This is a genomic window from Acinetobacter sp. AR2-3 (genome assembly GCF_001878775.1).
Lineage (GTDB): Bacteria > Pseudomonadota > Gammaproteobacteria > Pseudomonadales > Moraxellaceae > Acinetobacter > Acinetobacter lwoffii_D.
Genome location: NZ_MJIQ01000037.1, coordinates 223,786 through 238,523, shown reverse-complemented (window position 1 = coordinate 238,523; position 14,738 = coordinate 223,786). Strand labels below are relative to the sequence as shown.

At 43.0% G+C, this 14,738-nt stretch carries 13 protein-coding genes; 7 read left to right on the top strand and 6 right to left on the bottom strand.

Annotation, left to right across the window (positions count from 1 at the left end; genetic code table 11):
* Positions 1-57 precede the first annotated feature (57 nt).
* The 3 genes from BFN00_RS06730 (at position 58) to BFN00_RS06720 (ending at position 3,544) form a co-directional block, all read left to right on the top strand.
* Positions 58-1,179 carry a CaiB/BaiF CoA transferase family protein gene (locus tag BFN00_RS06730; protein ID WP_035341222.1) on the top strand — a complete coding sequence of 374 codons (1,122 nt, stop codon included), beginning with the start codon at positions 58-60 and terminating at the stop codon, positions 1,177-1,179.
* Positions 1,180-1,422: 243 nt separating this feature from the next.
* Positions 1,423-3,066 carry a nitrite/sulfite reductase gene (locus BFN00_RS06725; RefSeq protein ID WP_004732157.1) on the top strand — a complete coding sequence of 548 codons (1,644 nt, stop codon included), beginning with the start codon at positions 1,423-1,425 and terminating at the stop codon, positions 3,064-3,066.
* Positions 3,059-3,544, top strand: a complete 486-nt coding sequence (locus tag BFN00_RS06720; protein WP_004732154.1) for a DUF934 domain-containing protein — start codon at positions 3,059-3,061, stop codon at positions 3,542-3,544. The genes BFN00_RS06725 and BFN00_RS06720 overlap by 8 nt, the downstream gene beginning before the upstream one ends.
* Positions 3,545-3,608: 64 nt before the next feature.
* Here BFN00_RS06720 and BFN00_RS06715 read toward each other — a convergent pair whose 3' ends face one another.
* From BFN00_RS06715 to BFN00_RS06705, 3 genes are all read right to left on the bottom strand, one after another.
* Entirely contained in the window at positions 3,609-4,058 is a 450-nt protein-coding gene (locus tag BFN00_RS06715; RefSeq protein WP_071850809.1) for a VOC family protein, read from the bottom strand.
* 157 nt (positions 4,059-4,215) lie between these two features.
* Positions 4,216-5,391, bottom strand: coding sequence for a thiolase family protein (locus BFN00_RS06710; RefSeq protein ID WP_071850808.1), 1,176 nt, complete (start codon positions 5,389-5,391; stop codon positions 4,216-4,218).
* Between the two features lie 111 nt (positions 5,392-5,502).
* Positions 5,503-6,024, bottom strand: coding sequence for a GspH/FimT family pseudopilin (locus BFN00_RS06705; RefSeq protein ID WP_071850807.1), 522 nt, complete (start codon positions 6,022-6,024; stop codon positions 5,503-5,505).
* Positions 6,025-6,399: 375 nt separating this feature from the next.
* Here BFN00_RS06705 and omp38 point away from each other — a divergent pair, with 375 nt between their 5' ends.
* Together omp38 and BFN00_RS06695 are read left to right on the top strand one after the other, a co-directional pair.
* On the top strand, positions 6,400-7,449 hold the full coding sequence (gene omp38 / locus BFN00_RS06700; RefSeq protein ID WP_004645938.1) for an outer membrane protein Omp38: 1,050 nt from the start codon (positions 6,400-6,402) through the stop codon (positions 7,447-7,449).
* 103 nt (positions 7,450-7,552) lie between these two features.
* Positions 7,553-8,086 (top strand): cysteine peptidase family C39 domain-containing protein, encoded by a 534-nt coding sequence (locus tag BFN00_RS06695; protein ID WP_004732145.1) that lies wholly within the window; start codon positions 7,553-7,555, stop codon positions 8,084-8,086.
* Between the two features lie 52 nt (positions 8,087-8,138).
* On the opposite strand, the gene BFN00_RS06690 is transcribed toward BFN00_RS06695, so the two are convergent.
* The 3 genes from BFN00_RS06690 to BFN00_RS06680 form a co-directional block, all read right to left on the bottom strand.
* Complete coding sequence (locus tag BFN00_RS06690) at positions 8,139-9,602, bottom strand: amino acid permease (protein ID WP_004732143.1); 1,464 nt, start codon at positions 9,600-9,602, stop codon at positions 8,139-8,141.
* A complete protein-coding gene (locus BFN00_RS06685) occupies positions 9,602-10,636 on the bottom strand; it encodes a methyltransferase (protein WP_004732141.1) in 1,035 nt (344 codons plus the stop codon). Before BFN00_RS06685 ends, BFN00_RS06690 begins: the two co-directional genes overlap by 1 nt.
* A 66-nt stretch (positions 10,637-10,702) precedes the next feature.
* Entirely contained in the window at positions 10,703-12,073 is a 1,371-nt protein-coding gene (locus tag BFN00_RS06680; protein ID WP_004281715.1) for a uracil-xanthine permease family protein, read from the bottom strand.
* Between the two features lie 174 nt (positions 12,074-12,247).
* Between BFN00_RS06680 and typA the strand changes: the two genes are divergently transcribed.
* Both typA and mscL read left to right on the top strand, forming a co-directional pair.
* On the top strand, positions 12,248-14,086 hold the full coding sequence (typA, locus tag BFN00_RS06675) for a translational GTPase TypA (RefSeq protein WP_004281716.1): 1,839 nt from the start codon (positions 12,248-12,250) through the stop codon (positions 14,084-14,086).
* 178 nt (positions 14,087-14,264) lie between these two features.
* A complete protein-coding gene (mscL, locus tag BFN00_RS06670; RefSeq protein WP_004281717.1) occupies positions 14,265-14,705 on the top strand; it encodes a large conductance mechanosensitive channel protein MscL in 441 nt (146 codons plus the stop codon).
* Positions 14,706-14,738 lie beyond the last annotated feature (33 nt).

The window sequence follows — 14,738 nt, the reverse complement described above, 5'->3', positions numbered from 1 at the left end:
GTGCATTTATGTGCCTATTATGCTGAAAAAAGCAATATAAGTAGAGCAAATACTCCAATGTCATATGTATTAAAAGGATTGAAAATCCTCGACTTTTCTACACTTTTACCCGGCCCATTTGCCACATTATATCTTGCTGATTTAGGTGCAGAAGTTGTGCATATTGAATCACCGACCCGACCGGACCTGTTGCGATTAATGCCACCCTTTGCAAATGGACAAGCCACTTCACAAAGTTATTTGAATCGAAACAAGCAATCGGTTGCACTGGACTTGAAAGATCCTGCGAATATTGAACTGGTTAAATCCAAGATTGCAGATTATGACATTGTGATTGAGCAATTTCGCCCCGGTGTAATGCAACGTCTAGGCTTAGATTATCAAACCTTAAGCGAAATTAATCCAAAATTGATTTACTGTTCCATTACCGGTTATGGCCAAACTGGCACATATAAAGATAAGGCAGGGCACGACATTAATTATCTGGCTTTATCTGGAATTGCCGGACACAGTGGTCGGATTGAAAATGGCCCACCTGCCTTGGGAATTCAGGTCGCCGATGTTGCAGGTGGTTCCATGCATGCCGTGATTGCGATTCTGGCTGCGGTGATTGAACGCCAACAAAGTGGCAAAGGGCAATATATTGATATTTCCATGACCGATTGCGTGGTGACGATGAATAATTTGGCGGCTTCTGCCAGTCTGGCTGGCAATCAGCATCAACGGCCTGAATCAGGGTATCTGAATGGCGGTACTTTTTACGACTATTATGAAACCCAGGATGGGCGTTATTTGTCGATTGGCAGTCTGGAACCACAATTTATGCAGGGGCTGGCACAGGCTTTAGAGCTGCCGATTGTTTTGGAAAAAGGTGCTTCTTATGCCGCTGAAGATCATGCTGCGGTGAAACAGGCGATTCAGAATAAAATCAAGACCAAGTCATTGGCTGCATGGCAAACGCTGTTTGCCGCGCTAGACGTCTGTGTCGAACCGGTACTCAAACTTGAAGAAGCTTTACATTCTGATCTGGCCCAGCAGCGGGGATGGGTTGTACAGGTGCCACTCAAATCCAATAGTCAGCAAACCGAAGCACAACTGGCTTGCCCGATTAAATTTTCACGTTCCACGATACGTTATGAATTTGTAGGGCAGCAATTGGGAGAGAGTCAAAATTGGTAGAATTTTTAAAGTGTTAATAGAGTAGAGAGAGAAATCTTTCTATATGAAAATAAGTAATAATGATTGAAGAATTTAATCATTATTACTTTAAATTTAATCCAATGCTGTAAACACTGAGATCCGTGAAACTTTGGCAGGCTTATCAATAAAACCGCTATGAAATATGTATAAAAAGCATTTTATTGATAGGTTCAATCTCGCTATCCTTGCCGGCGATATAATAGAAACTACTAGCTGTACGCCATGTATTTATATACTGATTTCGATCAGCAACTGATTAATGAACGTGTTGCACAGTTCCGTGACCAAACGGAACGTTATTTAGCCGGTAAACTCACTGAAGATGAGTATCGTCCGCTTCGTCTGCAAAATGGTCTGTACGTACAGCGTTATGCGCCAATGTTACGTATTGCTGTGCCATATGGTTTGATGAACTCAAAACAACTTCGTAAAGTGGCTGATTTGGCAAAAGAATATGACCGTGGCTACGCGCATATTTCGACCCGTCAAAACATCCAGTTTAACTGGCCAGCGCTTGAAAACGTGCCGGATATGCTGGCTGAACTGGCCACTGTGCAAATGCATGCGATTCAGACTTCAGGTAACTGTATCCGTAATACCACGACGGATCAGTATGCCGGTGTGGTTGCAGGCGAAATTGCCGATCCACGTCCGACTTGTGAATTGATCCGTCAATGGTCGACCTTCCATCCGGAATTTGCTTTCTTGCCACGTAAGTTCAAGATTGCAGTCTCTGCGCTTGAAGAAACCGATCGTGCAGCCACTGCATTCCACGATATCGGTGTGTATATCGTGCGTAATGAAGCAGGCGAAATGGGCTATAAAATCAAAGTCGGTGGTGGTCTCGGCCGTACGCCAGTGATTGGCAGCTTTATTCGTGAGTTCTTGCCGCGTGAAGACCTGATTGCTTATCTGGAAGCAGTGCTTCGTGTATATAACTTGCATGGCCGTCGCGACAACAAATATAAAGCGCGTATCAAGATTCTGGTAAAAGCCTTAACACCAGCCGTATTTGCCGAGAAAGTTGAAGCTGAATTTGAACATACGATTAAAACACTGAAAATCGATGCAGACACCTTGGTGAAAATGGATGAGAACTTCACGCCATTTGACTACCAAGATTATGCAGATGAAGATTTCACTGAATTGTTCGCGCAATATCCGAAATTCAAACAGTGGTTCAACATCAATACCAATGCACATAAAGTGAAAGGTTATCGTATCGTGACGATTTCACTGAAACGTGCCGGGATTGCACCGGGTGATGTCAGCACCGAAGAAATGAACCTGATTGCAGACCTTGCCGATCAGTACACTTTCGGTGAGCTGCGTACTACGCATGAACAAAACATTTCCCTGGTCGATGTCCCACAAAAAGATTTGTTCGCTGTATGGCAAACCCTTGACCAAAATAACCTGGCACGTGCGCATATCGGTTTCTTGACCGACATCATCTGCTGCCCAGGCGGTGACTTCTGTTCATTGGCCAATGCGAAATCCATTCCGATTTCTGAAGCGATTTCCCGCCGTTTTGATGATCTGGATACGATTTATAACCTAGGTAAACTGGATCTGAATATTTCAGGTTGTATGAATGCCTGTGGTCATCACCACGTGGGTAACATCGGTATTTTAGGTGTAGACAAGAAAGGTGCAGAATTCTACCAGATCACTTTAGGCGGTAATGCCGATCATGATGCTTCGATTGGTGACATTCTTGGCCCATCATTTGCAGCCGAAGTCGTGCCGGATATCGTAGAAGAAATTCTGAATACTTATCTTGATCTGCGTCAGGATGGTGAAGAGTTTATCGATACTTATCGCCGTGTCGGCATTCAACCATTTAAGGAGCGTGCATATGCTTAATACCGCACTTCAAGTGCTCTCTAAAGATGGCACGATTGCAGACAACACATACCAATTAGTTGGTGAAGATGGTGTTTTGCCACAGGGCGATGTGGTTCTGACTGTGGAACAGTTAGACCAGATTGCCAATATATCAGGTAAAAAAGCATTGTACTTAACCGTCGATGCTTCTCCTGAAAACCATGAATTTCCACTGGACCAGCTAGACGCAATCTTTATCGAGTTTGCCGGTTTTAATGATGGCCGTGGTTATTCATTTGCAGCACTTCTTCGTCGCCAGGGTTTCCAGGGCGAACTGCGTGCTACTGGAGATGTATTCAAAGATGTACTGAATTACATGAAGCGTTCTGGTTTCGATACTTTTGTGATTAAAGAAGGTAAGGATATTCAGGAAGCTGCTGCTGGTTTGAATGATTTCAGAAATCCGTACCAGGCATCAACTGCGGTTGCGCAGGCACATTATCAAACAGGTGCTTAATTTAATTAAGTTGCTGTCAAAAAGCCGGATTGATTCCGGCTTTTTTATATCTTGATAAAAGCCTTCAGTTTTCTTCAAGTTGACAGTTGATCAGCCAGTGAATTCCAAACTGATCGCTAAAGGCAGCATAAAGTGCGCCCCAAAAGGTTTTTTCTAGCGGCATTTCAATTTGACCATTCACCGATAAAGCATTAAAAAGTCGTTGTACTTCAGCTTGTTCGCTGGCGTCTAAGTTAATGGAAATATAATGATTATTACCTTGCGTGAATATGGTATTGGTTTGCGCGCAAAATTGATCATTCGTATGGGATGCCATCAGTTCTGTAAATTCATTGATAGGAAGTGAGATATGCAGGATTTTATTTTTATCCGCTTCTGATAGCTTGACGCCTTCTTCAGCTGGCATGTCACCATAACGACTCAGACTTGAAAATTCGCCGCCAAAAACTGATTTATAAAAGTTAAAGGCTGCTTCAGCCTGACCTTGGAAATTGAGGTAATGATTCAGTTGCATGGGAGAACTCCCTTTTATTTACTTGCTTTAATCTACGCCACTTTGCGGTATTTTGCGCGAGCACGCTTTATCAAAATGTAAGCGAAAAAAATCCTCCAGATTAGGAGGATTTTTAACTCCCTCTCCTTATGGGAGAGGGATGGGGTGAGGAAAGAGGTTACAGTAATTCAATCGCTACAGCAGTCGCTTCACCACCACCGATACACAATGCAGCAATCCCTTTTTTTCCACCGGTACGTTTTAGTGCATGAATCAAAGTCAGGATAATACGTGAACCGGTAGAACCCACAGGATGGCCGAGAGCACATGCACCACCATTGATGTTGACTTTTTCAGGGTCTAGCTTGAACTCATCCATTGGGCACATGGTGACCATGGCAAAGGCTTCATTGATTTCCCAAAGATCGACATCAGAAGCGGTCCATCCGGTTTTATCCAGTACTTTCTGGATTGCACCGACTGGAGCAATGGTAAATTCAGATGGATGTTGAGAATTCGAAGCATAAGCAACAATTTTGGCTAAAGGATTTAAGCCTTTTGCTGCTGCATTGTCAGCTGAAGTAATGACCAGAGCGGATGCGCCATCTGAAATCGAGCTGGCATTAGCCGCTGTAATCGTACCGTCTTTAGCAAACGCTGGACGTAAAGTTGGAATTTTATCGATGTTGGCATTAAATGGTTGCTCATCTTTATCAACGACCACATCGCCTTTGCGGGTTTTAACTGTTACAGGCACGATTTCATCAGCAAAGTAGCCTTCATTGACCGCAGTTTGCGCACGTTTTAATGAGCGAATCGCAAAATCATCCATTTGCTCACGGCTATAACCTTTGGTATTTGCCATATCTTGGGCAAATGAACCCATCAAGCGACCTGTTTCAGCATCTTCCAAGCCATCCAGAAACATATGGTCCTTGATTTCACCGTGACCCATACGGAAACCGCCACGTGCTTTTGGCAATACATAAGGAGCATTGGTCATGGATTCCATGCCACCTGCAACCACGATATTTGCAGAACCGGCTTTAATCATATCTGCAGCTTGCATGACGGCTTTCATGCCTGAACCACATAATTTATTAATGGTTACAGCGCCAGTAGAATCTGGAAGACCAGCTTGACGCATTGCTTGACGTGCGGGGCCTTGTTTTAAGCCTGCCGGAAGTACACAACCCATAATGACTTCTTCAATATCTGTTGGTTGCAGACCCGCACGGGCAATGGCTTCTTTAATGGTGACCGCACCCAGTTCGGGCGCAGTTACACTTGCAAGACTACCCTGAAAGCCACCCATGGCTGTACGTGCACCATTGACAATTACGATGTCAGTCATTGTTCTCTCTCCGTATGAGTTTTAATCAATTTTTTCAAACTTAAGCAGTATATTGAAAAAAACTCAGGATTGAAGCGTTAATCGCAGCGAAGCATAAACTGGATAGTTCTGTTAGCAAGATGAGAGACTTTCAATCCTGATATGGCCCATTTTGCTGAGTACAATACGCTGTTGGCTAGAAAGATGGGTAGAACAATAATAGAAACTACCATTTGAACCAATCGGCAAGGCAGTATGTGCTTGATAAGTGACACTCGGTAAACTCAAAGTTCCTCGCCAACTTAGGTTACCGTATTTGAGGTTCAGTGCATCAATATGTAAAATTTGTTCGTCTACATCCACTTGCCTGTTTTTATTTTTATCAATAAAAACCAGCATGTTCTTGTTCCATTGATTGGCTTGGCAACTGAGAGAATCTTGGCTCGGGCAGATTACAATATTTTGATGAAACACTGCAGCCTGGCTGCGTGCATAGCGATTAATTTGAGATAATTTGATCGGAATATTTTTGGCTTCCTGTTTGGATCGATAGTCATGGAAGTACGGTAGGGCGATACTGACCAGAATTGCAATCATTGCAATACAGATAATTAACTCAACAATAGTGAATGCTCTTGTTATTTTTTTATACATAGAGTTACCTGATTTATATATTATTTTTATAATAAAGATGTTATTAATTATACGTTTTTTATGCTTTGTGGAGCCGAGTAATCAGTCCTTACTTAAGTTTCAAGAAAGTGATTAAAAAATAATTGGCAATCACCATAGGGTATTCAGAATAAAAAATTGAGTAAAAAGTTACCGAATTACAACGGAAATTGTAAGTAATTTTGTCAATAATTTACTTGATTAAATTAATCAAGCACTTGGAAAAATAATAAAGTGTTTGTATGATGCCATGTGAATAGCTTAAGAATAAAACTGGGGTAATAAAAAGCCTATCTCAGGATGGCCTATTGCGGGCTTGAGCTTGAACAACAATTTTTATCTCTGGAGGATAAATCCATGAAAATGAGTCGTATTGCTTTAGCTATGCTTGTAGCTGCACCTTTTGCTGCTGCAAATGCAGGCGTAACTGTTACTCCGTTGATGTTAGGTTATACATTCCAAGACACCCAGCACAATAATAACGGTAATGATGGCGAACTTACTAGTAGTCCTGAATTACAAGACGATTTATTCGTAGGTGCTGCTATTGGTGTTGAATTAACTCCTTGGTTAGGTTTTGAAGCTGAATATAGCCAAGTAAAGGGCGATGTTGACGGTGCTGCTGAAGGTGCAGAATACAAAGGCCAAAATATTGCAGGTAACTTCTACGCAACTTCTGACGTATTTACTGGTAACTATGACAGCAAAGTGAAGCCATACATGCTTCTAGGTGCGGGTCACTACAAATACGAATTTGAAGGTGTGCCACGCGGTACTCGCGGTAATGAAGAAGAAGGTACTCTAGGTAATGCTGGTGTGGGTGCATTCTGGCACATCAACGATGCCTTAGCGCTACGTACTGAAGCTCGTGGTACTTACCACTTTGACGAAAAATTCTGGAACTACACAGCATTAGCTGGTCTTAATGTTGTTCTAGGTGGTCGTCTGAAACCAGCTGCTCCAGTAGTTGAAGTTGCTCCAGTTGAGCCTGTAACTCCAGTTGCTCCAGCGCCACAAGAGTTGACTGAAGACCTGAACATGGAACTTCGTGTGTTCTTTGATACAAACAAATCAAACATCAAAGATCAATACAAACCAGAAATCGCTAAAGTTGCTGAGAAGCTAGTTGAATATCCAAACGCTACTGCTCGTATCGAAGGTCACACTGACAACACTGGTCCACGTGCACTAAACGAACGTTTATCTCTAGCACGTGCTAACTCTGTTAAATCTTCGCTTGTAAATGAATACAATGTTGATGCATCTCGCTTGTCTACTCAAGGTTTTGCTTGGGATCAACCGATTGCAGACAACAACACTAAAGAAGGTCGTGCTATGAACCGTCGTGTATTCGCGACAATCACTGGTAGCCGTACTGTTTTAGCTGAACAACCAGTTGCTCAATAATTCATTATTGAACACTCATTAAAAAGGCAGCTCTTCGGAGCTGCTTTTTTTGTGTCTGTATTTTGACTACACTTAGCCTGTTAAGATGTCGTTGAGTAAAAATATGAGTGTCGAAATTCCTGAAGACTTGCAAAATCTGGAAGCCAATAGCGGAATTTTTTCGATTTGGATGATTTTTCATCATTATGGGATTGATCTGCATATTCCGGACTTGGTTCAGCTCTGTCGCCATGATCCCGAGATGGGAACTTCAACTATTGCCCTTGCTGTTGCTTTGCGGACCTTAGGACTGGATGTCACTTTTTTTAGTGAATATGATGCAGACAAACAGCCGGTTGAGCTTGAGTTTTATCAACAAGCACATCGCTTAAATATTCCTGTTATAGAACAGCCATTGTCTTATGCAGAAATTCAGGAAAATGTAGAAGCAGGACGTTTTGTGATTGTGTTCTACGATACCTTAGACGGGGTAGGCAATCATTCACTGATCTATACAATCGATGAGAACGAAATCAGTTTCTTTGACAGTTTTGATGCTATGCCAGCCCAGGTATTTGAGCAGCAGCGTCAAGCAGAAGGAATTTGCCAGCAAGTGATTGTGATTGATGATCGCAATTTTGTGATGCGTCATAGTTAATTCAAGAAATAAAAAATCAGCCCGTAAGCTGATTTTTTTAATGAATAATTTTTTATTCCTGATCAAGTTTCATCGGCTGCACATCCATCTCTTGATAAGAGACCAGTTTGGTTTTTTTCTTCCATTTGTAGCCGAACCAAATCGCTAGGAATAGCGGAATACTGATATAGGTCGATAATACACCCATCCATTGACCGGCCAAAACATCCTGATAGTTCTGTCCGAGAACAACAATCGCACACAGGATAAATGCAAACCAAGGAGCAAAAGGAAAGAATTTAGCGCGATAAGCCAGATCTTCCAGTTTATAACCTTGAGCCAAATAACCTTTGCGGAAGCGGTAATGCGAAATTGCAATCCCGAGCCAGACAATAAAGCCACACATCCCTGACATGTTTAGCAGCCAGTTAAAGACTTCCTGTTCACCAAAGAAAGTAGTCAGGAAGCATAGAGCTGCGATCGCCGTAGTGGCATAGAGTGCATTCATTGGCACACCACGCGGGTCCAGACGCGCGAACATTTTAGGTGCACTACCTTTACGCGCCATATTAAACAGCATACGGGTAGATGAATACATGCCCGAGTTACCTGCAGATAGAATGGCTGTCAGGATCACTGCATTCATGATACTGGCGGCAAAGGCAAAACCGGCTTTTTCATAGAGTAGGGTAAATGGCGAAAGCGCAATATTATCTGTTGCAGCGGCCTGTAATAAACGTGGGTCATTATAGGCAATCAAGGTGCCGATAATGAAAATACACACAATATAAAACAACAGGATACGCCAGAAAATCTGTTTGATGGCCACCGGGATGGTTTTCTTTGGATCTTTCGATTCACCTGCCGCCACACCGACCATTTCGGTACCCTGGAAGGAGAATCCGGCAATCATCGCCACGCCAATTAATGCCTGGAAACCACCGACAAAGGGTGCATCACCAATGCTCCAGTTGGCAAATGCTTCCGCACCCGGGGTGAGCATGATCTTCACGATCATCCAGATTCCGATGATGATAAAAGCAATGATCGCGAGAACTTTCACCAGAGAAAAGAAAAATTCAGATTCGCCAAAGCCTTTTACCGTCAGGGCATTAATCCCGAAAATAATGGCAAGGAAAATGGCGCTCCAGTACACGCCCGGTATATCGGGAAACCAGAATTTCATAATGAACTGAACGGCAACCAGCTCAAAAGCTACGGTAATGGCCCAGTTGTACCAGTAGTTCCAGCCCAGAGCGAAACCAAAACCACCCTCGACATATTTAGTGCCGTAAGTGAAGAATGCACCTGAGGTCGGGTTATGTGTGGCAAGCTCGCCTAGACTGGTCATCAAGAAATAAATCATGATCCCAATCAGTACATATGCAAGTAGTGCACCGCCTGGTCCAGCGTTGGCAATGGTCGCCCCTGAGGCCAGGAATAGACCTGTACCAATTGATCCGCCAATGGCGATCATATTCAGATGACGAGCACCCAGCTTACGCTGCAGCTGCATCGTGTTTTGCGTTTCGCTCATCATGATTCCTTAACATTTTTTTGAGTGCTGGCGAAGAGCACTTTAAAGCCTTGTTGATCCGCTTTCACTGTGCAGCGACCAAAGTTTTGTTCAATCAGGGTCGGATAGTTCAAGAAACGGTTGGCCACGATCCAAAGCTCGCCGCCTGATTTTAAATGACGACGCGAGGTTTTACACAAGGTTTCACTTGCCGTGTAATCGGTCTCGATTCCCATATGAAAAGGCGGATTACTGACAATAGCATGCAGGAACAAGGGTGCATCCTCAATACCAGTAACCGCTTTGATTTCAATCTGTTCAGGAGTGAGCTGGTTTTCTGCAAAGGTCATTTGCGTAGAAGCCAGTGCAAAGGCATCGACATCCATGGCAAAAATCCGGTTTTTCGGATTCAACTTTGCCAGATACGCACTAATTACACCTGCGCCACAACCAAAGTCGGCAATCTTACCTGAAGTAACTTGTGACAAATAAGGTAATAGGGTGGCAGTTCCTACATCCAAACGGTTTTGACTAAAGACGCCTGGAAGTGCACAAATATTCAGGTCGCCATTTGGTGTCGATACGGTATAACGCTGTGCCCAGTCTGCAAGTGCTTTTTTCTCGACCGTATGTTCTAGAACCAATTGCCAAAGCTGGCAATGACGCGCGCTGTCAAGTTTGAGTGTTTTACCAAAAGGCTGCAACTGTTTGGCTGCGCGTTCTATCCCGCCTTTCTTTTCACCGACCAGAAAAACACTGCTACCCGGTTTAAGCTGTGCTGCCACAGTGTGCAGTAAATAATTCAACAGTTCTTTAGACTTGGGTACAAAAATAACGGCCTGATCAAACTCAGCTTCAGGTATCTCTGCACCAAAATGCACATCTGCTTGTTGTGACTGGAAATATTGAAAATCATTAAAATTCCATGTCCAGACAGCCGGATTGATAGAGGCATCGAATTCAGCGAGCAGATCATCTGTTGGTGCATTAATCAGTAAGATGCGACCCGACAAAAAATCATATTGTCTTAATAAAACTTCGCTTTTAGGATCCATAGGTATCTCTCCAATATAAATAACACTGCCTAAGTCTGACCTAGACAGTGTTCTTTGGACATGAAATTACTTCTTTGTTTCAGGAAGTACTACATTCAGAATAAGGGCAGCGATACCACCAGTAGCAACGCCTGAGCTAAAGATATTACGGAATAACTCAGGAAGATGTTCAAGAATTTGTGGAACTTGTGCAACACCTAAACCCAGTGCTAATGAAATCGCAATAATCAGCAGGGCACGACGGTCCAGATGGACACCAGACAGAATGTTAATACCAGAGGCTGCGACTGCACCAAACATCACCATCACTGCACCACCCAGTACCGCTTGCGGAACGGCCTGAATAATACCAGCAACTGCAGGCAACAAACCAAGAATAACCAGCAAAGCAGCAATCCAGATGCCGACATAACGACTCGCTACACCCGTCAACTGAATTACACCATTGTTCTGTGCAAATACTGAACTCGGGAAGGTGTTAAAAATACCGGCAAGGAATGAATTCGCGCCATTCACCAGTACACCGCCTTTAATGCGCTGCATCCATTTTGGACCATCAACTGGCTGGTTGGAAAGCTTTGAAGTCGCAGTGATATCACCAATCGCTTCTAAAGACGTCACCAGGTAAATGAATGCCATCGGAATAAACAGGCTCCAGGAGAAGCTTAAACCGAAATGCATTGGGGTTGGAATCTGTACCAACGGTGCATCTTTTAGACCAGAGAAATCCAGATGCCCCATAAAGCCCGCCAGAACATAACCACAGATCAGGGCGATCAAAATGGCAGAACTTTTTACCCAGGTAATCCGGATACGGTTCAGAATAATAATCAACGCCAAGACGGTACAAGACATGATCAGGTTGTCAGCATTGGCAAAAGTTTTATCGCTCATGGCCTGATAACCACCGCCCATACTGATTAAACCTTCTTTAATTAAGGTCAAACCAATCAGCAGCACGACAATCCCGGTCACCAGCGGTGTAATCAGTTTTTTGATCCAAGGCAGAATTTGTGACACGCCCATTTCAATAAATGCACCTGCAATCACCACACCAAAAATAGAAGCCATTACTGCTTCTACAGGTGTACCTGCAGCCACCATGGCTGAACCAATACCAATAATTGGACCGATAAAGTTAAAGCTGGTTCCTTGGACAATCAGCAGACCGGCACCAAAAGGTCCGACTTTTTTAGACTGTAAAAAAGTTGCGATGCCCGAGATCACCAAGGACATGGACAAAATCATGTTGGTGTCTTCTTTGGAAACACCGAGCGCTAAACAAATCAGCAGGCCAGGGGTCACAATCGGGACAATAATCGCTAATAAATGCTGGAATGCAGCTAAAAAAGCAATCAGTGGTTTTGGTCGATCTTCGAGACCGTATACCAGGTCGAGTTGATCTTTAGAAGGAGGAGATTGATTAAAATCAGACATGTGTCAATGCAAATTAAGGCTGGGTGGCGCTATTCTAATCGAGTTACACGTCTTTACAAAATCAAAAAAGCCCCAACTGGGCAAAAAAAGTTGAGGAGTGTGGTTACAGTGACTATAAAAGTTTTGTATTTTTCTGTATAATTTGCCCTCAAATTACATACGCATTGAATTTACATGTCAGATATTAAAACTCTCCGTAACATCGCCATTATTGCGCACGTCGATCATGGTAAAACCACTCTTGTAGACAAACTTTTGCAACAATCAGGTGCTCTCGGTGATCGCGCGGGTGAGATCGAGCGTGTCATGGATTCTGGCGCTATTGAAAGTGAACGTGGTATTACCATTCTTGCAAAAAACACTGCAATCAAATGGTTAGATGAACGTACCAATACTGAATACCGCATTAACATCGTGGACACCCCGGGACACGCCGACTTCGGTGGTGAAGTTGAACGTGTAATGTCGATGGTTGACTGCGTACTTCTTCTTGTAGACTCACAAGAAGGCCCGATGCCACAAACTCGTTTCGTAACGCAAAAAGCGTTCGCACGTGGTTTGAAACCAATCGTGATTATTAACAAAGTCGACAAGCCAAGCGCGCGTCCAGACTGGGTAATTGACCAAGTATTTGATTTGTTCGATAACTTGGGTGCTTCTGACGAACAGTTAGACTTCCCAGTTGTTTATGCTTCAGGCCTTCGTGGTGTTGCTGGTCCTTCTCCAGAAGAACTTGCTGAAGACATGACTCCGTTGTTCCAAACGATCGTAGACATCGTTGAACCACCAGCAGTTGATGTTGATGGTCCATTCCAAATGCAGGTATCTTCACTTGACTATAACAGCTTCGTAGGCGTTATCGGTATTGGTCGTATCCAGCGCGGTTCAGTGAAATTAAACACACAAGTAACTGTAATCGATAAAGATGGCAAAACACGTAACGGCCGTATCTTAAAAATCATGGGTTATCATGGTCTAGATCGCGTTGACGTTGAAGAAGCTTCTGCAGGCGATATCGTTTGTGTAACGGGTATCGATGCACTCAACATTTCTGACACCATCTGTGATCCGAAAAATGTTGAAGCTTTACCTCCATTGTCTGTAGATGAACCTACAGTATCGATGACATTCCAGGTAAACAACTCACCGTTTGCTGGTAAAGAAGGTAAGTTCGTAACTTCACGTAATATCCGTGAACGTCTAGACCGCGAATTGATTCACAACGTAGCATTACGTGTTGAAGATACTGATAGTCCAGACCGTTTCAAAGTATCTGGTCGTGGTGAACTTCACCTTTCAGTTCTTATTGAAAACATGCGTCGTGAAGGTTTCGAAATGGGCGTATCTCGTCCACAAGTAATCATTAAAGAAATTGATGGTGAAAAACAAGAGCCATACGAAAACGTTACTTTTGACGTTGAAGAACAGCACCAAGGCGCTGTAATGGAACAAATGGGTCATCGTAAAGGCGAAATGACCAATATGGAAGTTGACGGTAAAGGCCGTATCCGTATTGAGGCAACTGTTCCTTCACGCGGTCTGATTGGTTTCCGTTCTGAATTCCTGACCATGACTTCTGGTACAGGGATCATGACGTCTAGCTTCTCGCACTACGGTCCAATGAAGCAAGGTACTGTTGCGAAACGTCAAAACGGTGTACTGATTTCTATGGTTCAAGGTACTTGCCTGGGCTATGCACTGTTCACACTTCAAGACCGTGGTCGTCTATTCGCGAAACCACAGTTAGAAGTTTATGAAGGTATGATCATCGGTATTAACTCTCGTTCAGACGACATGACAGTTAACCCGACTAAAGCAAAACAGTTAACCAACGTACGTGCTTCTGGTACTGATGATGCGTTAACGCTGGTTCCTGCGATTGAATATACACTTGAGCAAGCGCTTGAGTTTATTGAAGATGATGAACTAGTAGAAGTAACACCTAAGTCAATCCGTATCCGTAAGCGTTTCTTGACTGAAAACGAACGTAAACGTAACCGTTCAGGTAAATAATCGCTAGATTATTTCGGGTTTTCAAAAACCGTAATCTTTTCGAAGATTACGGTTTTTTTTATATTTAAGCGATGCTCACATTGCAATTTACTAAAACGCATTAAATTAAGTCAAAATTAAAAGTATTTACTCAGGTATAATTTGACCCAAAACTTGAAAATAAAATATGGGAGCAGTTATGAGTATTATTCAAGAATTTAAAGAGTTTGCGATCAAAGGCAATATGATGGATCTGGCGATTGGTGTCATCATCGGTGGCGCTTTTAGCAAGATCATCGATTCATTGGTGAAAGACATCATTATGCCTTTAATTACCGTGATTACCGGTGGTGGCGTCGATTTTACGCAAAAATTCTTTATCTTAGGAAGAAACCCAGACAATTTACAATCTTTAGATGCCTTGACTAAGGCGGGTGTGAATGTACTGACTTACGGTAACTTTTTAACGATTTTAATTAATTTCTTAATCTTAGCCTGGGTCGTATTTTTATTGGTTAAATTCATGAATCGTTTACGTAAACAAGAAGGCCCAGTCGAGGAAACTCCGACTACCCCAGCCGATATTGAATTACTGCGTGAAATTCGTGATGAATTGAAAAAGCGTCCACCTCAAGTCTAATTTTTCTAATCCCCCTAAATCCCCCTTTTATAA

Excerpts from the sequence above, each read along its gene's own strand:
- BFN00_RS06680 (WP_004281715.1), bottom strand. The coding sequence starts at position 12,073 with ATGTCTGATTTTAATCAATCTCCTCCTTCTAAAGATCAACTCGACCTG.
- BFN00_RS06725 (WP_004732157.1), top strand. The coding sequence starts at position 1,423 with ATGTATTTATATACTGATTTCGATCAGCAACTGATTAATGAACGTGTT.
- BFN00_RS06730 (WP_035341222.1), top strand. The coding sequence starts at position 58 with ATGTCATATGTATTAAAAGGATTGAAAATCCTCGACTTTTCTACACTT.
- BFN00_RS06695 (WP_004732145.1), top strand. The coding sequence starts at position 7,553 with ATGAGTGTCGAAATTCCTGAAGACTTGCAAAATCTGGAAGCCAATAGC.
- BFN00_RS06720 (WP_004732154.1), top strand. The coding sequence starts at position 3,059 with ATGCTTAATACCGCACTTCAAGTGCTCTCTAAAGATGGCACGATTGCA.
- BFN00_RS06685 (WP_004732141.1), bottom strand. The coding sequence starts at position 10,636 with ATGGATCCTAAAAGCGAAGTTTTATTAAGACAATATGATTTTTTGTCG.
- BFN00_RS06710 (WP_071850808.1), bottom strand. The coding sequence starts at position 5,391 with ATGACTGACATCGTAATTGTCAATGGTGCACGTACAGCCATGGGTGGC.
- mscL (WP_004281717.1), top strand. The coding sequence starts at position 14,265 with ATGAGTATTATTCAAGAATTTAAAGAGTTTGCGATCAAAGGCAATATG.
- omp38 (WP_004645938.1), top strand. The coding sequence starts at position 6,400 with ATGAAAATGAGTCGTATTGCTTTAGCTATGCTTGTAGCTGCACCTTTT.
- BFN00_RS06690 (WP_004732143.1), bottom strand. The coding sequence starts at position 9,602 with ATGAGCGAAACGCAAAACACGATGCAGCTGCAGCGTAAGCTGGGTGCT.
- BFN00_RS06715 (WP_071850809.1), bottom strand. The coding sequence starts at position 4,058 with ATGCAACTGAATCATTACCTCAATTTCCAAGGTCAGGCTGAAGCAGCC.
- typA (WP_004281716.1), top strand. The coding sequence starts at position 12,248 with ATGTCAGATATTAAAACTCTCCGTAACATCGCCATTATTGCGCACGTC.
- BFN00_RS06705 (WP_071850807.1), bottom strand. The coding sequence starts at position 6,024 with ATGTATAAAAAAATAACAAGAGCATTCACTATTGTTGAGTTAATTATC.